The organism is Photobacterium sp. GB-50, from assembly GCF_003026755.1.
Taxonomy (GTDB): Bacteria; Pseudomonadota; Gammaproteobacteria; order Enterobacterales; family Vibrionaceae; genus Photobacterium.
Genome location: NZ_PYNX01000003.1, coordinates 25313 through 47585, shown reverse-complemented (window position 1 = coordinate 47585; position 22273 = coordinate 25313). Strand labels below are relative to the sequence as shown.

Annotated in this window: 24 protein-coding genes; 20 read left to right on the top strand and 4 right to left on the bottom strand. The window is 42.3% G+C overall.

The annotated features are described in order from the left end of the window. Positions 1-9: 9 nt before the first annotated feature. Together C9J41_RS05285 and C9J41_RS05280 are read right to left on the bottom strand one after the other, a co-directional pair. Entirely contained in the window at positions 10-1077 is a 1068-nt protein-coding gene (locus tag C9J41_RS05285) for a methyltransferase (protein WP_107261739.1), read from the bottom strand. Between the two features lie 127 nt (positions 1078-1204). Next, a complete protein-coding gene (locus C9J41_RS05280; RefSeq protein ID WP_107246528.1) occupies positions 1205-1603 on the bottom strand; it encodes a hypothetical protein in 399 nt (132 codons plus the stop codon). Positions 1604-1834: 231 nt separating this feature from the next. Between C9J41_RS05280 and C9J41_RS05275 the strand changes: the two genes are divergently transcribed. The 17 genes from C9J41_RS05275 (at position 1835) to C9J41_RS05195 (ending at position 17416) form a co-directional block, all read left to right on the top strand. Then, positions 1835-2566 (top strand): beta-ketoacyl synthase chain length factor, encoded by a 732-nt coding sequence (locus C9J41_RS05275; protein ID WP_107261735.1) that lies wholly within the window; start codon positions 1835-1837, stop codon positions 2564-2566. Next, positions 2563-3381, top strand: coding sequence for a 1-acyl-sn-glycerol-3-phosphate acyltransferase (locus C9J41_RS05270; protein ID WP_107294306.1), 819 nt, complete (start codon positions 2563-2565; stop codon positions 3379-3381). The genes C9J41_RS05275 and C9J41_RS05270 overlap by 4 nt, the downstream gene beginning before the upstream one ends. 5 nt (positions 3382-3386) lie before the next feature. Beyond that, positions 3387-3647, top strand: coding sequence for a phosphopantetheine-binding protein (locus C9J41_RS05265; RefSeq protein ID WP_045148502.1), 261 nt, complete (start codon positions 3387-3389; stop codon positions 3645-3647). Between the two features lie 15 nt (positions 3648-3662). After that, complete coding sequence (locus C9J41_RS05260; protein WP_107207390.1) at positions 3663-3917, top strand: acyl carrier protein; 255 nt, start codon at positions 3663-3665, stop codon at positions 3915-3917. 3 nt (positions 3918-3920) lie between these two features. Beyond that, positions 3921-4484, top strand: coding sequence for a hypothetical protein (locus C9J41_RS05255; RefSeq protein WP_107294305.1), 564 nt, complete (start codon positions 3921-3923; stop codon positions 4482-4484). A 60-nt stretch (positions 4485-4544) separates the two neighbouring features. Next, positions 4545-5942: an AMP-binding protein gene (locus tag C9J41_RS05250; protein ID WP_107294304.1), complete on the top strand. Its 1398-nt coding sequence runs from the start codon at positions 4545-4547 to the stop codon at positions 5940-5942. A 14-nt stretch (positions 5943-5956) separates the two neighbouring features. Then, a complete protein-coding gene (locus C9J41_RS05245) occupies positions 5957-6331 on the top strand; it encodes a 3-hydroxyacyl-ACP dehydratase (protein ID WP_107261749.1) in 375 nt (124 codons plus the stop codon). Next, on the top strand, positions 6324-8015 hold the full coding sequence (locus C9J41_RS05240) for a glycosyltransferase (protein WP_107294303.1): 1692 nt from the start codon (positions 6324-6326) through the stop codon (positions 8013-8015). Before C9J41_RS05245 ends, C9J41_RS05240 begins: the two co-directional genes overlap by 8 nt. Continuing rightward, complete coding sequence (hutH, locus tag C9J41_RS05235; RefSeq protein WP_107292540.1) at positions 8002-9561, top strand: histidine ammonia-lyase; 1560 nt, start codon at positions 8002-8004, stop codon at positions 9559-9561. Before C9J41_RS05240 ends, hutH begins: the two co-directional genes overlap by 14 nt. 122 nt (positions 9562-9683) lie before the next feature. Beyond that, positions 9684-10124 carry a thioesterase family protein gene (locus C9J41_RS05230; RefSeq protein WP_107207395.1) on the top strand — a complete coding sequence of 147 codons (441 nt, stop codon included), beginning with the start codon at positions 9684-9686 and terminating at the stop codon, positions 10122-10124. Further along, positions 10108-10779, top strand: coding sequence for an outer membrane lipoprotein carrier protein LolA (locus C9J41_RS05225; protein WP_107294302.1), 672 nt, complete (start codon positions 10108-10110; stop codon positions 10777-10779). The genes C9J41_RS05230 and C9J41_RS05225 overlap by 17 nt, the downstream gene beginning before the upstream one ends. After that, positions 10763-13126: an MMPL family transporter gene (locus C9J41_RS05220; RefSeq protein ID WP_107294301.1), complete on the top strand. Its 2364-nt coding sequence runs from the start codon at positions 10763-10765 to the stop codon at positions 13124-13126. The genes C9J41_RS05225 and C9J41_RS05220 overlap by 17 nt, the downstream gene beginning before the upstream one ends. Positions 13127-13141: 15 nt before the next feature. Beyond that, a complete protein-coding gene (locus C9J41_RS05215; protein ID WP_107246543.1) occupies positions 13142-13747 on the top strand; it encodes a DUF3261 domain-containing protein in 606 nt (201 codons plus the stop codon). 40 nt (positions 13748-13787) lie between these two features. Then, complete coding sequence (locus tag C9J41_RS05210) at positions 13788-15002, top strand: beta-ketoacyl-[acyl-carrier-protein] synthase family protein (protein WP_107207399.1); 1215 nt, start codon at positions 13788-13790, stop codon at positions 15000-15002. Then, positions 14995-15471, top strand: coding sequence for a hotdog family protein (locus C9J41_RS05205; RefSeq protein WP_107294300.1), 477 nt, complete (start codon positions 14995-14997; stop codon positions 15469-15471). The genes C9J41_RS05210 and C9J41_RS05205 overlap by 8 nt, the downstream gene beginning before the upstream one ends. After that, positions 15468-16193: a 3-ketoacyl-ACP reductase FabG2 gene (locus C9J41_RS05200; protein ID WP_107288059.1), complete on the top strand. Its 726-nt coding sequence runs from the start codon at positions 15468-15470 to the stop codon at positions 16191-16193. Before C9J41_RS05205 ends, C9J41_RS05200 begins: the two co-directional genes overlap by 4 nt. Continuing rightward, positions 16190-17416, top strand: a complete 1227-nt coding sequence (locus tag C9J41_RS05195; protein WP_107294299.1) for a beta-ketoacyl-ACP synthase — start codon at positions 16190-16192, stop codon at positions 17414-17416. The genes C9J41_RS05200 and C9J41_RS05195 overlap by 4 nt, the downstream gene beginning before the upstream one ends. A 94-nt stretch (positions 17417-17510) precedes the next feature. Here the strand turns inward: C9J41_RS05195 and C9J41_RS05190 are convergent, their stop codons facing one another. Next, positions 17511-17876, bottom strand: a complete 366-nt coding sequence (locus tag C9J41_RS05190; protein WP_107207403.1) for an STAS/SEC14 domain-containing protein — start codon at positions 17874-17876, stop codon at positions 17511-17513. 548 nt (positions 17877-18424) lie between these two features. Between C9J41_RS05190 and ectA the strand changes: the two genes are divergently transcribed. The 3 genes from ectA to C9J41_RS05175 are packed head-to-tail and all read left to right on the top strand — an operon-like array spanning position 18425 to position 20659. Beyond that, positions 18425-18982, top strand: coding sequence for a diaminobutyrate acetyltransferase (ectA, locus tag C9J41_RS05185; protein ID WP_107207404.1), 558 nt, complete (start codon positions 18425-18427; stop codon positions 18980-18982). Positions 18983-18992: 10 nt separating this feature from the next. Continuing rightward, positions 18993-20258: a diaminobutyrate--2-oxoglutarate transaminase gene (gene ectB, locus C9J41_RS05180; protein WP_107246547.1), complete on the top strand. Its 1266-nt coding sequence runs from the start codon at positions 18993-18995 to the stop codon at positions 20256-20258. 14 nt (positions 20259-20272) lie between these two features. After that, entirely contained in the window at positions 20273-20659 is a 387-nt protein-coding gene (locus C9J41_RS05175; RefSeq protein WP_107294298.1) for an ectoine synthase, read from the top strand. 95 nt (positions 20660-20754) lie between these two features. Here C9J41_RS05175 and putP read toward each other — a convergent pair whose 3' ends face one another. Beyond that, a complete protein-coding gene (gene putP / locus C9J41_RS05170) occupies positions 20755-22251 on the bottom strand; it encodes a sodium/proline symporter PutP (RefSeq protein WP_107288062.1) in 1497 nt (498 codons plus the stop codon). Positions 22252-22273: the final 22 nt, after the last annotated feature.

Genomic DNA, 22273 nt, shown 5'->3' with positions numbered 1-22273 from the left:
TCGGTTCGTTTATGCGGCTGATAAGGTTAATAATGTATGACCTAAACCAATATTGTCTTCGCGCTCTGTCACAATAAAGCCCGCTTCTTTGACTATTTCTAGAAAATCATCACTGCGATAGAAACGGCTATTACCGTTGGCTAAACAAGTGAAATATAACGAGGTCGCATTCAAGCTATAGGTCGCCGCTTCGTAACGCTGTGCATCCCAGAAAAGCTCTAAAATATACACCACCGCATCAGGTGACATAGCTTCACGTACGCGACGTAAAATACTCAGTATTTCCATCGGTGAAAAACAATCTAAAAACTGGCTCATCCACCACACATCCGCTCCTTGCGGTAATGCTTGAGATTTATCCAGTAAGTTAGTGCCTACACCCGAAATGCGTTCTGCCAGCCCTTTTTCTTTGGCTTGCGTGAGTGCCATCTCAATTTGTTGTGGTAAATCGATAATAGTAACGTTCACATCAGGATCATACGCACAACACTGTTGCGCCCACTTACCCGTGTTGCCACCGATATCAAATAAGCGTTTAGGCTTTTTCGCAAAGACACGTTCAAGTAGTAACGGAAATGAACGATCAGAATAGAAATGGTCGAAATTAAACCAACTTTCTTTGGCGGCCATAGGTAGTTGAGATAGCCCTTGATAAATGGTTTCCCAATCGCCTAATTCAACAAGGCCTGCGGGTTTGCTTTCTTTAATAGATTGAGAAAGGTGCATCATCGCGGCGTAACAAACATCTGCGGTAAAATCGATATTTGCTCGAGTCATACCATCGTGCAGTAAATAATGTCCCAGATTGGCTAAACGGTATTTTGGCGCGTGCCAAGTGACAATATGTGCGCTTAGGCCCATATCTAATAACACTTTTACACCATATTCACTGATCCCTGTTCGCTTTGAAATGGCAACAGCATCCAACCCATCTTTTTTTACTTCATCTAATGCGGCTAAGATACCAAGATCACGCAGAGATTTAGCGGTTTGAAATACGATAGGAGCGAAAGCAAGTTTTTGCGCTTCTGTTTTTGCATCAAGAGCATTGAAAGGATCTACAGAATAATCGGTCACACGACACCTACATAGGTTAAACAGTTGCCGCTTATTCTATCGACCCTTTACTCACTCTTATTGTTTTAAAACAAATTATCAGTCATTAGTTAATATCATTCGCTATGCACTTATTACGATAATTTTATTAATAGTTCTGAATAGTTACACCAAGTTGTTGTTGGATAGAGCGAGATAATTTCATCACCCAGTTATTGTAATTGCGGTGAATATCTGTGCCGTCATAATCCAAATTTTGACTATTTTTATAATCAATACTGTAACTTAATGTTGAATACGAAATGTCGACCGTTGCGGTATGAGTTCGAACAGAAAGGGTTGCCACAATCAAGCCAGGTTTTATTACTCGAGCGCTCCATCCTCGTTGCTCTGCTGCGGTTAATATCGCTTTTTGCACATCATCAATAGAATGTTGTTGCCCAGTGACAGTGCTCGGCACATAGACATCGTTTAAATTCATGACAGGTTTGCTGGTACAACCTACAATCAGCAAACTCGCCATTATACTAACTAGGGTCTTTTTCATTTAACGCTCGTCATGGTTTTAATTAATCGTCAATAAAGATTATCATCTAGATTGATAGCAGCAAACAAGATAGACATTCCATTTTGGAATGAATGACACCTTGAAAACATTACATAATATTTTTCATGGTAGATGCCATAAACAACACAAATATGTTTTTCAATCACAGGTAGACTTTATTATCATAAGCCACATTCATTAGAACACGATATTTATTGCAAACGGTTAACCATGAACTCTGTGCACTTTACAATCAACCAGTGGGAAGCTCGCTCACTTGGCTTGTCATCTCTCGCTGAGTGGCAGCAATGGGCAATAACCCAAGACTGGCCTCAAGCACCAGAGCCTATCGTGTTTGATAAAATACCGCCGATGATGCGACGCCGTATGAGTAATTTAACCAAATTGGCGTTACAAACAGCTTTGCATATCTCAGAACAACAGCAGATTGATTACATTATTTTCTCAAGCCGTCATGGTGAATTACACCGCACTGTTAATTTAGTTGAATCGATCATTGAGGGTGACGATGCATCCCCCATCGCCTTCTCGCAATCGGTTCACAATACAGCAGCAGGGCTTTATACCATCATCACTAAACAGCCAATCCCTGTGACATCGTTATCGGCAGCAGAGCACACGCTTCACTCTGCACTCATCGAAGCGGCGTGTTATCTAAGCGAAAATCCAGACCACCAGGTTTTATTAGTCGATTTTGATGAACCATTACCTGAACAATATCAAGAATTTGAAACCCAACCTCATCAAGGTTACGCATTCAGTGCTATCTTATCTGCAGGTAATGGCTACACGCTACAGTGGAATGAAACAGACAGAAGCAGCAAGGAAGTCGCTATGGGATATCCACAAACATTAGATGTCATTAAACATCTCGCTTTAGATAACGAAGCGTTTAACCTGTCAGATCAGCGTAACCACTGGCATTGGGTACGAAACAAGTGACAGCATCAAGACTCACTCTGTCACAACAGCTGAATAAATATTGGCGTATTGTTGCAACCGGATTTTGCTTTAGTTTATTTGGTGTTGGCGCACTTACCTTAACCTTCATTATTTTCCCGTTAATGACACGAACGGCAAAAAGTACCCAACAGCGCGAATTTAAAATACAGAAAATTATTCAACAATCGTTTGATTTTTTCTGTCGCACCATGCGTTTTTGCGGCACGATTGATTACCGCTTTGAAAACACAGAATTATTAGAGAACGATAGAAATTGCCTTATTGTGGCCAATCACCCCAGTTTAATTGATTATGTGCTTATCGCTTCTCGACTTCCTCAGTGCGACTGTTTAGTGAAAGCGGCTATCTGGCATAATCCATTTATGAAAGGCATTGTTAAAGCCGCTGGCTATATTCCCAATAGAGATCCAGAAAGTTTGCTCGATGACTGTAGTGAACGATTAGGTAGCGGTAATGTCTTATTAGTTTTTCCTGAAGGTACCCGTACTACGCCGGGAAAAAAATCAAAATTACAACGTGGGGCTGCACAGATAGCAGTTCGCACGACGTCGGATCTCCGTGTTATTCATATCACGGTTGAACCTAGCTTTTTAACCAAAGAAAAAAAGTGGTATCAAGTTCCCGACAGCAAGCCTTTCTTCTTAGTCGAAGTAAAGGATAAAATAGCGGTTGGATCATTTATTGAAAGTAGTGATTCCGCCACAACAGCAGCACGTAAGCTTAACCGTTATCTTGATGATGCTCTTTTTCCTGCTCAACACACTGTTCAGCATCATGATAACAATCACAAGTAGGTACTATGGAACAACTACATAACGAATTAAAAACACTCATCATTGATGCATTAAACCTTGAAGACATCACCATTGATGATATTGAAACAGATGCCCCGCTATTTAATGATGGTCTAGGTTTAGATTCTATTGATGCGTTGGAATTGGGTTTAGCGATTAAGAAAAAATACAATATTGTTATTGATGCAGATGACACTAATACTCGTGAACATTTTGCATCAGTTGCTAACTTAGCAAACTATATTTCTAATAATAAAAACTCATAAAATAGCGTAAAAAAAATGACAGAAGCGAATCGTAACCAAGTTTTTGACCAAGTGAAAAATGTTCTTGTGGAGCTGTTTGAGCTTGATGCAGATGACATTCAACCGCAAACCAATCTATACACTGAACTTGATTTAGACAGTATTGATGCCGTTGATTTAGTCGTTCACTTACAAAACATGACCGGTCAGAAGATCAAACCTGAAGACTTCAAAGCTGTCCGTACCGTTGATGATGTGGTCGATGCAGTGATCGAGCTTGTTAAGGAATAATTGATGATGCGTTTGCTGACAGGCGTGTCAGCATTAGCGTTACTCGCCTATCCCCTCGCGGTTTACTATGGTTTAAGCCGTTGGGGGTTAGGGGTGGTTGCTGGGTTGCTGGCAGTGTTGTTTTTACTCCGCATTATCGCGGCGAAACAGACTCAACTTCGTGAACTTAAGTATATTGCATGGCTCAGCGGTGGCGCGGGATTAACCCTTGCTTTACTTGGCAGCATTTTTCGTGAACATGGCTGGTTTCTTTATTACCCAGTGATCGTCAATATCCTTATGTTTGGGCTGTTTAGTGCCAGTTTATGGCAAAAACAGAGTCTCATTGAACGACTAGCACGACTGCAAGAGCCAGATTTACCACCAGATGGCGTTCGCTATACCCGCAATGTCACTAAAGTATGGTGTGTATTTTTCATTGTTAATGGTTCAATCGCACTCACAACCTGTTTTCTTCCACTGCAAATATGGACGTTATACAACGGTTTGATCAGCTACCTTCTTGCGGGCAGTCTGTTTGCGATTGAATGGGTTGTGCGACAATTTGTTCAACGTAAATCACAGTGAGAAATCAATCTCTAATTATTGCTCCTCTCTACTTGTTCTACCTTCAACACCGGAATTACCATGAAACCATTAATACTGCCTACAACAATGATTCCGTTATCTCAATTAATGCAGCAGTCTGATCGCCAATCTCCGGTGTCTGTCGATCCATCAGGTCATCAATCATGGCAGCAGTTTCACAACGATGTTGCTTTGCTGAGTGAAAAACTAAACAGCTATGAGCAACAACAATGGGCGATATGTTGCGAAGATAGCTACTTCTTTGCTGTCGCCTTTATGGCATTAGCCCACAGTAAACAGCACATGGTGTTACCAGGAAATCATCAGCCAGCAGCACTTGCAGAGCTTAGTCACCATTTTGATGGCTTACTCCACGATAACAATATTCAATGCCCAGCATCGTGTATTAGCCTTAAGCTGAATACTATAAGCTGGCAGTCCTCACTCAATGTTCCTATTGTATTTGAACCACTAACGCTCGCTGATATTCAACTGACGCTATTTACGTCTGGCTCTAGCGGAAAACCTAAAGCCATTCTTAAAAACCTCGCATTATTAAATAACGAAATTGCCCAGTTAGAAATGCTATGGGGACAACAATTAGCGCAAACCACGATTGTTAGTACCGTTTCACATCAACATATCTATGGCTTATTGTTCCGTATTTTATGGCCGCTGTGCTGCGATCGTAGTTTCAGTCGTTTTGATTTGATCTACCCAGAGCAGGTAATGGCACAAGCCAGTGATAATTGTGTGCTCATTAGCAGCCCTGCGTTGCTAAAACGCCTTGATAATGAAGATAAAACACAACACTATCGCGCCATTTTCTCTTCTGGTGGGCCGCTACCCTTAGCGGCAGCTCAACAATGCCAAACACTATTTAACCAATTACCTTTTGAAGTCTTTGGTAGTACGGAGACCGGGGGGATTGCTTATCGTCAGCAACATGATGCTTCGACGCCGTGGCAACGCTTCCCTGTCATTGACATCGCACTGAATGCAGAGCAATGCCTTAAGATCTTATCGCCGTTTATTGATCAAGAACGGTGGTATCAAACCAGTGATCATTGTGAACAGATCGATAACGATCATTTCATTTTAAAAGGTCGTACCGACCGCATTATTAAAATAGAAGAAAAACGTATTTCGTTAACCGATGTTGAGCAGCGCCTGTGTTCGTTACCATGGATTGAAGAAGCCGCAGTATTACCCTTAGAGCAAAATAATCGTCTTATTTTAGGCGCAGTGATTACACTCTCAAGTGAAGGAAAAAAAGACATTCAGCAACGTGGAAAAGGGAAATTTTGGTTGCTCCTGCGCCAACAACTTCGCCAATGGATTGAGCCAGTTGGTATTCCACGCAGCTATCGCCTTGTTGATAGCATTCCTTTAAATACGCAAGGAAAGCGTTTAGTTAGCGATCTAGAATCGTTATTTACTGATGACGCCTCGACATAGTAAGCATAATAATGATGACCAATAGAACTCCCACATTACTCGCTCAACATATTGATGGTTATAAGGCCGAGATCACCTTGCGCCCTGACAATCAACTCTCTGATTTTCAAGGGCACTTCCCAACTTTTCCGTTATTACCCGGTGTGAGCCAAATTGACTGGGCAGTACATTTTGCCAAGCAATGCTTTTCTGATATGCCGACCTTATTTAACGGTATGGATGTGATTAAATTCCAAGAGCCAATCTTGCCAGATAGCACCATCACGCTCACACTTGAATGGCGTGACGATCAGCAAAAACTGCATTTTAGCTATACCTCAATCGATGCTAGTAACACGCTACATAAACATTCATCAGGTAAAATTAAGCTAGGTCGTCAACATGTGTGAATTTAAGCCCTGTTTTCTGATCCCTTGCTATAACCATGGCGCAACGGTGCCTGCCGTTGTAAATGGGTTGTTTAATTATGGTTATCCCATTGTCATTGTTGATGACGGTAGTGAATTAGCCACCCGTAAAATTTTATCGGAACAAGCCAAACGCCCCAATATCAACATTGTTACTTTGCCGCAAAACCAAGGTAAAGGGGGGGCAGTTATCGCTGGCATAAAACAGGCACAAGCACTTGGCTTTACCCATGCAATTCAAATTGATGCCGATGGTCAGCACGATTTATCTGCGTTACCTAAGCTGATCAATGAATCAAAAAACTATCCTGATTCACTGATTTCAGGCCAACCGATCTACGATGAATCAATCCCTAAATCGCGACTCTATGGCCGTTATGCCACCCATATTTGGGTCTGGATTGAAACCCTTTCGTTTGCTATCAAAGACAGTATGTGTGGTTTTCGCTCATACCCTATCGATGCCGTGATGAATGTGATTAATCACAACAAGCTTGGTTTAAGAATGGATTTTGATACTGAAATCATGGTGCGTTTTTACTGGGATAACGGCGATATTCGTTTTATTGATACCAAAGTTATTTATCCAAAAGATGGCATCTCTCACTTTGATGCATTGTGGGATAACGTCAAAATTAGTTGGATGCATACCAAGCTATTTTTTGGCATGTTGCCACGTATTCCTAAACTAATTAAACGCAAATCATCCGATCAACAACATTGGTCATCCCATGCCGAGCGCGGCACCATTGTAGGGATCAAAACATTACTTGCTGTGTATTCTCTGCTCGGGCGAAAAACATTTAATCTGATCTTAAAAGCCGTGATGGGCTATTACTACTTAACAGGGAAAACGGCTCGCAAAGCATCTGAAGATTATCTAGAGCAACTTGAACATTACGCCAGTGAGAATCAGCTTTCCTTGCCGAAAAAGCTCAACAGCTATGATCATTTATTATCGTTTGGTCATACCATGCTCGACAAACTTGTGGCATGGAAAGGCGATTATTCAGAGCAACACTTAACCATTCATGGTAGTGAACATTTTGATGATCTCGCCAAACGAAAACAAGGGGCCATCATTTTAGGCTCTCACCTTGGCAATCTAGAACTTTGTCGTGCGTTAAGTTCTCGTCATCCCGATATAAAAGTTAATGCTTTGGTCTTTACCGAACACGCAGAGCGCTTTAATGCGGTATTAAAAGCCATTAACCCTGATTCCGATCTGAACCTTATTCAAGTCAATGAGCTCAGCGCAAGTACTGCCATCATGTTGCAGCAAAAAATTGAGCAAGGCGAATGGGTGGTGATTGTCGGTGATAGAACGTCGGTCACCAAAGAGCAACGTGTGGTATGGGCCGATTTCTTAGGTAAACCCGCCCCGTTTCCACAAGGACCGTTTATTCTGGCTTCGGTCATGAAAGCGCCCGTTTATTTACTCTTTGGTTTACGTGATGACAGCCAAGCAGATCCCCATTTTGATATTTACTTCGAACCCTTCAGCGATGCTTTGATCTTACCTCGTAAAACACGAGAAACGGCATTACAACAAACAGTTCAAGACTATGCATCACGGCTAGAATCTTACACAATTCAAGCCCCATTGCAGTGGTATAACTTTTTTAATTTTTGGCAGCTTAGTGGAAAAAATAATGACAACGACTAATTCAACAACAACTCAACAAACCATTAAGTTTGGTGCTGAACGCCTCACAATTGAAGATGTTTGCGCGATTGCCAATGGTGCTCATGCAGAAATGAACAACGACACTGCATTTAATGACAAAATTGATCGTGGCGTGGCATTTCTTGAACGCTTATTGAAAGATGAAGGCGTCATTTATGGTGTAACCACAGGCTATGGCGACTCTTGTACTGTGGCGATCCCACCTAAATTGGTTGACGAATTGCCACTGCACCTTACACGCTTTCATGGTTGTGGTTTAGGTGAAGTGCTACAGCAACCTCAAGCTCGCGCAGTCCTTGCCACACGCTTATGCTCTCTGTCACAAGGCGTTTCAGGCGTGAGTCATGAGTTGCTTAACCAGTTAGTCACGCTGATTAATCATGACATCGTGCCACGTATTCCAGAAGAAGGCTCTGTGGGTGCCAGTGGCGACTTAACACCATTGTCTTATGTTGCTGCCACCTTAATTGGTGAGCGTGATGTTATCTACAAAGGTGAAATTCGCCCCACCGCTGAAGTGTTTGCAGAGCTTGGCATCTCGCCAATCCAATTACGCCCTAAAGAAGGGTTAGCGTTAATGAATGGCACATCTGTGATGACCGCATTGGCTTGCCTCGCCTACAAACGCGCCGAATATCTTGCGCAAATGGCAACCAAAATCACCGCGATGGTTTCTGTCGCCATGCAAGGTAATGATTTCCACTTTGATGAGGCACTGTTTGCGGTAAAACCTCACCCGGGGCAACAACAAATCGCAAGTTGGTTACGCTCTGATCTGCAAGCTGAACGTCCACCTCGTAACAGTGATCGCTTACAAGATCGCTACTCTCTCCGTTGTGCGCCCCATGTTATTGGGGTTTTACAAGACAGCCTGCCTTGGCTACGCCAAATGATTGAAAACGAACTCAACAGTGCCAACGATAACCCAATTATTGACGGTGATAACGAGCGTGTTCTGCATGGCGGGCATTTCTATGGCGGCCATATTGCGATGGCAATGGATACGCTAAAAACAGCCGTCGCTAATATTGCCGATCTACTCGATCGTCAAATGGCTCAGTTAATGGATTATAAGTTTAATAATGGCTTACCCTTTAACTTAACCGGTGCCGTTGGTGAACGTAAGCCGATCAACCATGGCTTTAAAGCCGTGCAAATTGGGATTTCAGCATGGACGGCAGAAGCATTAAAACACACCATGCCAGCCAGTGTTTTCTCTCGCTCAACGGAGTGTCATAACCAAGATAAAGTCAGTATGGGAACCATTGCATCACGTGACTGTTTACGTGTATTACAGTTAACAGAGCAGGTGACTGCCGCTTCGTTACTGGCAGCAACCCAAGCCATTGAACTGAGAAAACGTGATGATGAACTTAACGCTTCACACCTCAGTCCTGCATTAACAAAGATGAATCAATCCGTGTTAGAGCACTTTGAACCTGTGATTGAAGATCGCCCGCTTGAACATGATTTACGTCTGTTCATTGATATGATTCAGCAGCAGCACTGGGCGTTGTATTACTAACCTCTATCACGTGTAAAAAATTAACCAAATACTCACTCTACATACAGAGTGAGTATAGTTTTTTAAACTATCATCTTGATAACTTATATTTTCTTATTTTATGTGTGTTGGGAAATCAATAAATGACAGTAGGTAAACCGATATTGATTAGTGCAGAGCTATCACTCACCACAAACTTTCAAGATGCCGATCCAATGGGCGTTATTTATCACGGTAACTACTTTCGCTATTTTGAAGAAGCACGTCATCAGTTAATGAACAAATTGCACTACAGCTATCGTGAAATGGAAGCATCTGGCTATGTGTGGCCTATCATTGATACCCGAGTGAAATACGTAAAAGCGATTCCCTATGATCACCCCATTCGAGTGACGGCAACATTAACTGAATGGGAAAATCGTCTGCGGGTTGATTACGTCATTTATGATGGTGAAACTGGCGCACGTATGACGAAGGGATACACCATGCAAGTGGCTGTTAGTATAGACAAACGTGAAATGTGTTTTGTTTCGCCTAAAATATTTACCGACAAAGTGGAGGCATATCATGCCAACAATGTGTAGTCATTCTCGCTTTAGTGCCCATTTAAAACGCGTGGTAAAAGCATCCTTTACTATGTGTATGTTAGCACTTACCAGCATTTCAGCTCATGCAATAACGCTAGAACAATTACAAACAAAGTTATCTTCAGAGCCTTTAGTGCGCGGTGATTTTAGCCAACAACGTGAAATGGCCATGTTTGATCAACCACTCATCTCTAGCGGTCAGTTTCTCTTATCAGCCAAAAAGGGATTATGGTGGCATCAAACAACCCCTATGCCTGTTTCTTTAGTGCTAACACAAGATAAACTCAGCCAACAATTTGATAATCAACCTGCACAAGTGCTGGCTGCCAGTAAAAATCCAATGGTATTTTACTTTAGCCACGTATTCTTATCACTGTTTAAAGGCGATACTTCACAGCTTAAAGAGCAGTTTGATTTATCACTGAAAACCTTAAAAGACAGTAAAACCCATGAACAATGGCAGTTAGTGCTTACGCCTAAAGCAGCCCCGTTAAATAAAGTCTTTAGTCAAATTTCAATTGAAGGTGGTCAGTTTATTAATAAGCTAGAGCTAGACGAAATTCGAGGAGATAAAACCCTCATCACCTTTAGCCAACAAACCACCACCCCAACGACTCTGACATCAGAAGAAAAACGTGTTTTCCAATTCTAAGTTAGCCAGCTTATGGCTCGCGATTATGTTGATTTTGGTAGCCGCACTTGGCTACCAACTCACCGCGCGTAAACAGCTCCCTATCGAAACGAACATCTTGGCACTGCTCCCTGAAAATCGCCAAGATCCTATTGCTCAACAAGCGTTTGATCATATCGCCACCAGCATGAGCGACAAAGTCGTCTTTGTTGTCGGCAGTAAAAACAGCGATACCATGATTAAAGCTGCCAACGATTTTAGCCAAGCACTATCTTCGCTAAAACTCTTTAGCCATATTGATGCCAAAGTCAGTCAAGATCAGCAACAAGCATGGGCCAAACTGTATTACCCCAAACGCTTTCAATTGCTCACGCCAGAGCAACAAACGCGACTGCGAGAACATCCCGAGCAACAAACACAAAACGTATTAAATGCCATGTATAACCCGTTTTCTGGCATTACAGGCACAGAGCTTACTAACGACCCATTCTTATTATTTCGTGAATACCTTACCGAGCTCACTGCCAAAGCGGGAAAATTCAGTCTCAAACAAGGTTTTCTCACCACGGAGTATCAAGGTAAGCATTACGCGTTAATTACCGCTAATCTCGCTGGCTCAGCCTATAACATTGAATTACAAGATAAACTTCCCGCTTTACACGCCTTAGAAAAACAAATAGAAAGTAAGTATTCACTTGTAGGTTCCGCATTAGATATTCAGCAAACTGGCGTGATTTTCTATGCCGCCCACGGGACAAAAAGTGCTGAAGATGAAATCAGTACGATTGGATTAGGCTCACTACTGGGCATTATTGTGTTATTGATCGCGGTATATCGCAGCACCTTGCCATTAGCCCTTGCCCTGTTATCTATCACCTGTGGTTTAGTTGCCGCCTTTGTCACAACCGTGGCTATTTTTGGCAAAGTGCATCTGTTTAGTTTGGTGTTTGGCGCAAGTTTAATTGGGGTATCGATTGATTATGCCTTCCATTACCTCACCGACAGGTTAGCCGCAGGTAAGCACTGGAATTCACAGCAAGGCTTAAAACATATCTTTAGCGCGATAACGCTCGGTTTAATTACGAGCCTAATTGGTTATTTGGGTATGTTGGTCGCCCCTTTCCCAGGGTTGCAGCAACTCTCTTTATTCTCAGCCATTGGTTTAACTGCCGCCTACGCCACTGTGGTGTGTTGGTATCCAACCCTTGCCGCTAAACCTAGCCCACCTCGGTCGATTCCCTTTGCTAGCGTATTAGGTCGCTGGCTACATATTTGGCAACAGCCGAGTGTTCGCTGGGTAACACCGATCCTATTAGCACTGTTAGCCCTCTATGGTTTAACTAAAGCGAGCTACAACGATGACATTCGCCAGCTACAAGCACTTCCAGCATCATTACAACAACAAGAAGCCACCATTAAGGCGATTACGGGAGTAAGCAGTAGTCAACAAATGCTGTTAGTGAAAGCGGATAGTGAACAAGCGCTGCTTAATAAAATTGCCTCAACCGATCACACCTTGGATGGATTAATTCAACAAGGAGCATTAAAAAGCTACCAAAGCCTTGGCCAATATATCCCCACACTTGACCAACAAAAAGCCAATTTCGCACTAGTCAAACAGCTTTATCAGGAACAAGGTGCAATACTAAGTCAACGCTTAAACCTTGCGAAACCTGTTACGTTTTCAGCAACCTTTGAACCGTTAACGATGACGCACTTCCTCGCCTCATCTGTTTCTGCCCCTCTTCGCTTCATGTGGTTAGGTTCACTCAAAGATCAGCAAGGTGTAAGTAAATATAGCGCTGTCATTTTACTGCACGACATCAAGCAACAGCACACCATAGCAGAGTTAGCACAACACGATAATGGGTTAACTTATCTCAATAAAGCCGATGAAATTTCATCGCTCTTTGGTCAATATAGAGAACATGTCACATGGCTACTGATTGCGGCAAGCTTTGCCATTTATCTGTTACTTGCATGGCGTTATGGCATAAAGCAAGGGGTAAAAATGATCGCGCCATCATTAATTGCAGGGATAGCAGGCATTGCGATCACTAGCTTAACAGGCACCCCACTTAACCTGTTCAACCTATTAGCCTTGATATTAATTTTGGGTATCGGTATTGATTACAGCCTCTTTTTTGCTGAACTAAAACCTAACACAGGACACCAACAAGGGATCACGACATTGCTCGCGATCACCTTGTCAGCATTAACAACGGTCTTATCGTTTGGCTTATTAGCACTGAGTGAAACCCAAGCCATCCACAGCTTTGGTATCACGGTGTTAACAGGTATCATTATCGCTTGGCTACTCGCGCCACTGGCAATGACTCGAGTAAGAACACCACAAACACCCAAATAAGTAAGGCAACGAGCGATGAAAAACAGAAGAAAACGTACAACCAGTATGCTTACTTTATTAATAGCTAGCCTGATGTTAGTGGGATGTGCGACTAAACCAATGGTGCAACAAAACCAAGTTGAGATTGCACCTAATACGCTTGTGACCTTACCGACGCCTGCTCAACTGGGTTACTCATTAACGGCGAGCCAATTAATCACTGCGACATGGAATAAAAAAAGCCATCAACTGCCCGTCCAATTACAAGTTGATCCTAAACGTGTCGCTTTAGCTGGTTTTTCCTCGTGGGGAACACGTATTTTAAGTTTAGATTACCAAGATCAGAAAGTTGAGACGTACGTGATGCCAGGGCTAGGAGCAACATTACCCGATCCCAAACAAGTATTATTTAATATCATGATCACGCTGTGGCCAATCAATGCTTGGCAAGCCCCATTAGAGCAAGTAGGTTGGCAATTAAAACAAACACCAAACCATCGACAACTAATTGATAGTAAAGGTGATATAATCGCGGACATTGATTATAAAAATGCCAATCCTTTAAAAGGTGAGATTATCTTCACCCATCATCAACAGCACTATACGATTGACATTAAAACACTACAATCGACGCAAAAATAACGAACTCTCAGCCATCATTGAATAACCGAATACGAGCACTATGCAAAAGATAGCCGACAAACAGCCAATCTATATTCGAGGGTGTGGGTTTAACTCAGCGTTAGGCTGTAGTAACGACATTATCCACCAACGCTTACGCCAGGGAATGAGCCCTGATATGCAACCAGTTCAGGGCTGGTTAAATGACGGCTCTGAGACTGTCATAGGTAAAGTATCATCACCATTACCTACCATTGATGACAACGTTTTTCCGCATCAGAATACGGAAAATAATCGTTTAGTTTTATCGGCCTTACAGCAAATTGAAGCTGATATTCATGGCGCAATTACCCAGTATGGTCATGATCGTATTGCCGTCATTGTTGGAACAACCACCTCAGGGATCAGCGATGGTGAACAAGCGTTAACAAGCCAAAAAAACACCCAAAATTTTCCAACCGACTATCACTACCACCAGCAAGAGCCTTCTAATACAGGGCAATTTATCGCTGACTATTATCAGTTAACCGGTCCTTGTTACACCTTATCAACCGCTTGCTCGTCTAGTGGGCGGGTATTTTTATCTGCCAAGCGTATGTTAAAAGCTGGGGTAGTGGATGCTGTTATTGTCGGTGGCGCAGATACTCTCTGTCGTTTAACGCTTAACGGTTTTCATGGTTTAGATTCACTCTCTAGCACCTTATGTAACCCCTTTAGTGATAACCGTAACGGCATAAATATTGGTGAAGGTGCCGCTTTTATGTTGCTAGCTCGCACGCCTGATGAACGCCAACCCGCTCCTCATATTGCGTTACTCGGTATCGGTGATAGCTCTGATGCTCACCATATTTCAGCACCACACCCAGAAGGTACTGGTGCAGAAATGGCAATGCGAAAAGCCCTTAAAGATGCCAAACTTACCCCTGAAGATATTGGTTATATCAACGCCCATGGAACAGCAACCCCGTTAAATGATGCAATGGAAGCAAAAGCGATTGCACGCGTTTTTGGCAATCAAGTCCCTGTAAGTTCAACCAAACCATTAACAGGACACACGCTAGGTGCCGCTAGCGCAGTTGAAGCGGCCATTTGCTGGCATTTACTGCGTTACGACTTACCGCTACCAACACAAATTAATGATGGTGCTGTCGCAGACGATCTGCCAATCCAATTAGCACCAGCAGATACGGCATTCACTAAACCTGTCATGTTAAGTAACTCATTTGCATTTGGTGGTAACAACATCAGCCTTATTATTGGACGTACCGATGACTAATTGCCCTCCATTACATCAACTTTTACCCCATGAAGCACCGATGATCCTTGTTGATGATCTGATTGATGTGGGCGAAAAACATATTCATTGTCGTGTCAAAATAAGTCGCCATTGCCTCTACTTTGATTCAGAAACACAGTCGATCCCCGCTTATGTTGGGATCGAGTTTATGGCGCAAACCGTCGCAGGTTGGTCTGGTTTCCACGCATGGAAAAAAGGTGAAGATGCCCCCATTGGTTTTCTACTCGGTTGTCGTCGCTACCACAGTGAGTGTAGTGCATTTCAAGAACACGAAATTTTAGACATTCATGCCGAACAAATTATGGAAAATAACGGTATGGCTGTTTTTGACTGCAAAATCATTTGTCATCAGCAAATCGTCGCAAGCAGTCAACTCAATGCCTTTGTTCCCTCAAAATCACAATTAGAACAAATGCAACTAGATAACAATAATAGGAAAAACGCATGACTCAACACGTACTCGTAACAGGTGCCAGTAAGGGGATCGGTCGCGCAATTGCTATACAGCTCGCTAAAGATGGTTTCACTATCGCCGTTCACTACATGAGTGATAAACCAGGCGCAGAAGCAACATTAGCCTCAATTACTGACGCTGGCGGCCATGGTCGCCTTATTCAATTTGATATCAGTGATCGTCAGCAATGCCGCGAGCAGCTTGAAGCCGATATCGCCGAGCATGGTGCTTATTACGGTGTCGTCAGTAACGCAGGGATCACCCGAGATACCGCCTTCCCTGCGATGACAGAACAAGAATGGGATGGCGTGATCCACACGAACCTTGATAGCTTCTACAACGTGTTACACCCTTGTGTAATGCCTATGGTGCAAAAGCGTAAAGGCGGCCGTATTGTAACCTTAGCATCGGTTTCAGGGATCACCGGTAACCGAGGGCAAACCAATTACAGTGCCGCAAAAGCGGGGGTGATTGGCGCAACTAAGTCATTAGCGCTAGAGCTTGCTAAGCGTAAAATTACAGTTAACTGTGTCGCGCCCGGCCTGATTGATACCGGTATGGTCGATGAGCACGTAAAAGAACACGCACTCCCACAAGTGCCTCTTCGTCGTATGGGAGAGCCTGAAGAAGTAGCAGGACTGGTGAGTTACTTAATGTCTGATATTGCAGGCTATGTGACTCGCCAAGTGATTTCGGTAAACGGAGGTTTAGTATGAGTCGTCGCGTTGTTGTCACTGGTATGTCGGGTGTAACAGCCTTTGGTAACGATTGGGAACATATCGAACCTAAACTTCGTGCTTGTGAAAACGCCACTATTTATATGCAAGATTATGAGCTTTATGACGGCTTAAATACCAAACTTGCAGCTCCTATTGAAAATTTTACATTACCGAAGCATTACACCCGTAAAAAAATCCGTTCAATGGGGCGTGTTTCTAAACTATCAACACTGGCGACAGAAAATGCACTGACTCAAGCTGGGTTACTGAACAATGAGGTACTGACAAACGGTCAAACGGGTATTGCCTATGGCTCATCAACCGGTAGTACGCCTGCAATCAGTGCATTTGGTGTAATGCTAAATGAGAAAAGTACCCGTGCTATCACCGCGACAACTTATGTTCAAATGATGCCACATACAACAGCTGTCAATGTCGGCTTATTTTTTGAATTACGTGGCCGTGTTATTCCCACAAGTAGTGCATGTACTTCAGGAAGCCAAGCGATTGGTTACGCCTATGAAGCGATTAAACACGGTTATCAAACCGTGATGGTTGCAGGTGGCGCAGAAGAGCTTTGCCCAACAGAATCGGCGGTATTTGATACCCTGTTTGCAACGAGCCTTAAAAACGATGAACCAAAATCAACACCACGACCTTATGATACGGATCGTGATGGCTTGGTAATTGGTGAAGGTGCTGGCACATTAGTGTTAGAAGAATACGAGCATGCCGTTGCACGTGGCGCTAATATCTATGCCGAAGTGGTAGGATTTGCGAGTAACTGTGATGCCGCCCATGTAACACAGCCACAAAAAGAAACCATGCAGCTTTGTATGGAGATGGCACTGCAACAGGCAAATTTATCGCCAAGTGAAATTAGTTACATTTCAGCACATGGTACTGCAACCGAAAAAGGTGATATTGCAGAAAGCCAAGCCACAGCGAGTATCTTTGGCAACAACACTCCAATTAGCTCTCTGAAAAGCTATTTAGGCCATACCCTTGGGGCCTGTGGTGCGATTGAAGCGTGGCTAAGTTTAGAAATGATGCATGGCGGCTGGTTCAGCCCAACGCTTAACCTTGAGAACGTTGATCCTGAATGTGGTGATTTAGACTACATTCGTGGCGAAGGTCGCAACCTTGATTGCCAATATATTATGAGCAACAACTTTGCGTTTGGCGGGATTAACACTTCCATTATCTTTAAGCGAATGTAACTTAAGATACTCTAACGATACCGTATCTATACCATTATAAATAACCATGCTTGAACATTTTATCACTTCTCAAGCATGGTTAATTTCAATCGTATTATTGCTGTTTTAAAAACGTAATTGCCTGATCTTTTTCTTCTGGCAGGAAGAATTTAATGTCTATTTTACGAAACAGCTTATCTTCCACTTTTACGATTTTTTCTATCCATTTTTTCTCTGCAACAACAGCCACTTTTGCTACATGTGATATTCCCGCATGAAACAAATAGCGCACTTCTTCTAGCAATGCTGAAAATTCAATCCCATCAAAATTGTCAATCTGCTCAAAGATAACAACTTTACCGTGTAATTCTGTCTTCGCCTGAGCATCAAACAAAATACGTTTCATATCATCTTCAGTCACTTTGCCATCAATTGAAAAAGCCACGGCATTATCAATATCTAAGTTAATCATAGTTAACATTATAAGTTTCCTTAATCCATCAAGAAATGATGAAAATACTATGCGCTTTTTAAATGAAAACGACAGTAATTAAAGAGCATAATTAAGGGAAATGACATTTCAGAATGATCGTATATTCAAGAGAACGATAAACGTTAAATAGAATAGTAAACACTCAATAAATACCTGAAGGTATATATCTATATATAAATGCACTCACAACGACATATAAATATCAACATCATAAGTATAAACACTATTTATTATTTATATCCCCATCAGTAAATAACGACACAAACTGTCACACCATGCCGAGCTTAGTTACAGCATAATAATAGAAAACAAGATGCATAATGTTGCTTTTAAGTCTTTAAAAAGGTTCTTCGTGAATACTTTAACAACCAAAACAATTTAGAGCTCTAATCACTTAACTTTCATTTATGTACATTAATAAACGAGATCTTGCTCAAATAAATTACGATTATTCAACTTTTATTCAGATAATTATCATCCTGATAGGTAATAATACCCACTAAATTATTTAGAGCTCAAAGGAATAGACTCTTAATATGGACATATCAACACCTTCGGTAATGACTTCCGATACAGGTGAAGACCAGATACAAAAGTGGACTTTTTCAACACCAACAGCTCATGATGGCGATGACGTTTTTACGTTGATCGCAAACAGTCCCCCTCTCGATACCAATTCATCTTATTGTAATTTTCTTCAAACAACTCACTTTAGTAATACGTGTGTTATAGCAAAAGATGATGGTGGTGAAATAGCAGGTTTTATCTCTGGTTACCCAAAACCTAATCAGCCAAATACTTTATTTATATGGCAAGTTGCCGTTGCTCCTCAATTTCGAGGAAAAGGGCTCGCCTTTACCATGTTAGATAACCTGTTAAGTCGAGACTCTCTAAATAATATTACCGCTATAGAAACAACCATTACGGAAGAGAATAATGCTTCGTGGGCGTTATTTAATAAACTTGATGCACGTAATGGTAACAATGGCGAAGTCAGTACATTTTTAGACAAGAATATACATTTTAAAGGCAAGCACGATACGGAATTGTTGTATCGCATCCCTTTAATTCAAATTAAACAGAAAGGATTATAACGGCCATATCATGGATATTTTTAAGAAGCAGGAATCTAAAGTTCGTTCTTACTCAAACAGTTTTCCCGTCGTTTTTACTAAAGCAAAAGGGAGTTGGCTTGAAACCGAACAAGGAGATCGTTACTTAGATTTTCTAGCCGGTGCTGGATCACTGAACTACGGCCATAATAACCCTACTTTAAAACAGGCTTTGCTCGACTATATCGAACAAGATGGGATCACTCATGGTTTAGATATGCACTCGACAGCAAAGGCTAATTTCCTTGAAGCATTAGAACGCAATATTTTAGCTCCTCGCCAACTTAATTACGTTACTCAATTTACCGGCCCAACGGGTACTAACGCTGTAGAAGCGGCACTAAAACTTGCGCGTAAAGTGAAAAAACGTAGCTCTATTGTGGCTTTCACCAATGGTTTTCATGGTTGTACAGCTGGAGCGCTAGCTGCAACAGGCAATCAACATCACCGTCAAGGTGCAGGGACAAGTTTAAACAATGTTACTCGTATTCCATTTGAAGGTTATGCGGACATTGATGGCCTTAAATTGTTTGAAACTATGCTAGCGGATAATTCAGCAGGTATGGACAAGCCAGCCGCTGTCTTGATTGAAACAGTACAGGGCGAAGGCGGCTTAAACGTTGCGTCTAACCAGTGGTTACAACGATTAGAAAAAGTCTGTAAACAAAATGATATTTTATTGATTGTTGATGATATTCAAGCAGGCTGTGGCCGTACTGGTACCTTCTTTAGCTTTGAGCCGTCAGGTATTAAACCAGATATGGTCACCCTCTCTAAATCAATTGGTGGTTACGGCTTACCAATGGCAATCGTGCTATTCAAACCAGAGCTCGATATTTGGAACCCAGGTGAGCATAACGGCACATTCCGTGGCAACAATCACGCATTCATTACAGCAACGAAAGCACTCGAAACCTATTGGGCTGATGACCAACTAGAAAAGCACGTTGCAACATGCTCAAACATTATTGCTAACGTCATTGATAAATGCCTACACGACCATCCTGATATGTTTGTGCAAAGAAAGGGGCGAGGCATGATGATTGGTATTGAGTGTAATGATGGCGATCTGTCTAGCCAAATCACCAAAGCCTGTTTTGAAAATGGATTAGTGATTGAAACCGCGGGTCCTAATGATGAAGTCGTGAAGTTCTTTAGTCCACTCACCATTACAACGGCAGAGCTTGAGCAAGGCTTAGCAATTTTTGAAAATGCGGTTGAGCACGTTGTTGCTAAAAACTTTAGAAAAGCATCGTAATTTAAGGACGAAAAATGATTGTTAGAACATTAGCTGAATGTCGAGACAGTGAACGCCGTGTAGCTTCTGAAACTTGGGAAAGTGTTCGTATGCTTCTTAAAGATGACAAGATGGGGTTTTCTTTTCACATCACGACAATCTTTGAGAACACTGAAACCCATATTCATTATCAAAATCACTTAGAGTCTGTTTACTGCATGAGTGGTGAAGGTGAAATTGAAGTTGTTGGGGGCGAAACTTACCCAATTAAACCAGGTACACTATATATTCTTGATAAACACGATGAGCATTATTTACGTGCTTATAAAGACAAAGAAATGGTGATGGCTTGTGTGTTTAATCCGCCAATCACAGGCAAAGAAACACATGATGAAAACGGTGTTTATCCACTCGTTGACTAAAACATTACGTGTATAACCAGTGCACTTTCAGCGAAAAAAAATCCCTGTATAGCAAAGCTGATACAGGGATTTTTCTTGCGTAATATTAGATAATATTAATCAAATTCAACCAGATTTTTTTGATATTGCTGATGTTGCTGTTGTACCGCTTCTGACGGACGACCCGTTGCTTTACTTACCATCACAACCGCAACAGTGGCAAAAATAAAGCCAGGAATGATCTCATATAAGTCAAACATTCCACCTGTTAGTTGCTTCCATACCACAACGGTGACCGCACCTGTCACGATACCTGCAATCGCGCCATAACGGTTCATCCCACTCCAGTACAAACTTAATAGCAATACAGGGCCAAATGCCGCACCAAACCCCGCCCAAGCATAAGACACAAGACCTAAAACGGAGCTATCAGGGTTTAATGCTAAAACGAAGGCAACAATTGATAATGCAATAACCGCAATACGCCCAACCATAACAATTTCGTTGCTTGACGCTTGTGGACGAAATACTTGTTTATAGAAATCTTCAGCCAATGCCGATGAAGAGACTAACAACTGAGAGTCCGCAGTACTCATGATCGCCGCTAAGATTGCCGCTAGTAAAATACCGGCCATCACGGGATGGAAAATCGCATTCACTAGCAACATGAAGACTTTTTCACTATCCGCTAACTCACCACCAAGGTTGCCATCAACATAAACAATACCCGTTAAGCCGACTAACAACGCACCAATCATCGACAGAGCCGTCCACACCACGGCAATACGACGCGCCGTACCAATGTCTTTATTTGAACGTGTCGCTTTAAAACGCGCAAGGATATGAGGCTGACCAAAGTAACCAAGCCCCCAACCTAATAGTGACAAAATAACCATAAATGATAATGGCTGGCCTTTAATATCATGCCAGAGCGTTAATAATTCAGGGTTCTTGTTATGAAGCGTTTCTATTAGCTGAACGGGATCGGCATTCATCGCTGCGATCGGCACAATAAGCAATGCAGCTGACATCAATAGGCCTTGCACTAAATCAGTCCAAGATACCGCAAGGAACCCTCCAAATAAGGTATACGTTACAACACACAAAGTACCGATAAATAGCGCGAGCGTGTAATCTAAACCGAAGACGGTTTCAAATAGTTTTCCGCCTGCCACTAAACCAGCACTGGTATAGAAAAGGAAAAAGAGCAAAATAAAGAAGGCGGAAATCGTTTGGATAAGCTTTGAATTATCATCAAATCGACGTGATAAAAACTCAGGTAAAGTCAGTGAGTTGTCTGCTGTTATACTGTAAGTGCGCAGGCGTTTAGCACAGATCAGCCAGTTCAACCACGTCCCCAGTAATAGGCCACCAGCTAGCCATAATGACTCAAAACCAGCGATATATGCATATCCCGGTAATCCTAATAATAACCAACCACTCATATCCGATGCTCCTGCAGATATCGCAGAAGGCCAAGGACCTAATGAACGCCCACCGAGAAAGTAATCACTGGAGCTCGATGTGCGTTTATAGGCGATATAACCAATCGCTAGCATCCCTAGTAGATACGCTACAAAGGTCGCTGTAATCGCGAAGTTATTTTCAATCATAAGTTGTACTTCCTGTTAAGTG

Excerpts from the sequence above, each read along its gene's own strand:
- ectB (WP_107246547.1), top strand. The coding sequence starts at position 18,993 with ATGGATATTTTTAAGAAGCAGGAATCTAAAGTTCGTTCTTACTCAAAC.
- C9J41_RS05200 (WP_107288059.1), top strand. The coding sequence starts at position 15,468 with ATGACTCAACACGTACTCGTAACAGGTGCCAGTAAGGGGATCGGTCGC.
- C9J41_RS05175 (WP_107294298.1), top strand. The coding sequence starts at position 20,273 with ATGATTGTTAGAACATTAGCTGAATGTCGAGACAGTGAACGCCGTGTA.
- hutH (WP_107292540.1), top strand. The coding sequence starts at position 8,002 with ATGACAACGACTAATTCAACAACAACTCAACAAACCATTAAGTTTGGT.
- C9J41_RS05275 (WP_107261735.1), top strand. The coding sequence starts at position 1,835 with ATGAACTCTGTGCACTTTACAATCAACCAGTGGGAAGCTCGCTCACTT.
- C9J41_RS05210 (WP_107207399.1), top strand. The coding sequence starts at position 13,788 with ATGCAAAAGATAGCCGACAAACAGCCAATCTATATTCGAGGGTGTGGG.
- C9J41_RS05250 (WP_107294304.1), top strand. The coding sequence starts at position 4,545 with ATGAAACCATTAATACTGCCTACAACAATGATTCCGTTATCTCAATTA.
- C9J41_RS05280 (WP_107246528.1), bottom strand. The coding sequence starts at position 1,603 with ATGAAAAAGACCCTAGTTAGTATAATGGCGAGTTTGCTGATTGTAGGT.
- C9J41_RS05195 (WP_107294299.1), top strand. The coding sequence starts at position 16,190 with ATGAGTCGTCGCGTTGTTGTCACTGGTATGTCGGGTGTAACAGCCTTT.
- C9J41_RS05245 (WP_107261749.1), top strand. The coding sequence starts at position 5,957 with ATGACCAATAGAACTCCCACATTACTCGCTCAACATATTGATGGTTAT.
- C9J41_RS05205 (WP_107294300.1), top strand. The coding sequence starts at position 14,995 with ATGACTAATTGCCCTCCATTACATCAACTTTTACCCCATGAAGCACCG.
- C9J41_RS05260 (WP_107207390.1), top strand. The coding sequence starts at position 3,663 with ATGACAGAAGCGAATCGTAACCAAGTTTTTGACCAAGTGAAAAATGTT.
- C9J41_RS05225 (WP_107294302.1), top strand. The coding sequence starts at position 10,108 with ATGCCAACAATGTGTAGTCATTCTCGCTTTAGTGCCCATTTAAAACGC.
- ectA (WP_107207404.1), top strand. The coding sequence starts at position 18,425 with ATGGACATATCAACACCTTCGGTAATGACTTCCGATACAGGTGAAGAC.
- putP (WP_107288062.1), bottom strand. The coding sequence starts at position 22,251 with ATGATTGAAAATAACTTCGCGATTACAGCGACCTTTGTAGCGTATCTA.
- C9J41_RS05265 (WP_045148502.1), top strand. The coding sequence starts at position 3,387 with ATGGAACAACTACATAACGAATTAAAAACACTCATCATTGATGCATTA.
- C9J41_RS05190 (WP_107207403.1), bottom strand. The coding sequence starts at position 17,876 with ATGTTAACTATGATTAACTTAGATATTGATAATGCCGTGGCTTTTTCA.
- C9J41_RS05230 (WP_107207395.1), top strand. The coding sequence starts at position 9,684 with ATGACAGTAGGTAAACCGATATTGATTAGTGCAGAGCTATCACTCACC.
- C9J41_RS05215 (WP_107246543.1), top strand. The coding sequence starts at position 13,142 with ATGAAAAACAGAAGAAAACGTACAACCAGTATGCTTACTTTATTAATA.
- C9J41_RS05255 (WP_107294305.1), top strand. The coding sequence starts at position 3,921 with ATGATGCGTTTGCTGACAGGCGTGTCAGCATTAGCGTTACTCGCCTAT.
- C9J41_RS05240 (WP_107294303.1), top strand. The coding sequence starts at position 6,324 with ATGTGTGAATTTAAGCCCTGTTTTCTGATCCCTTGCTATAACCATGGC.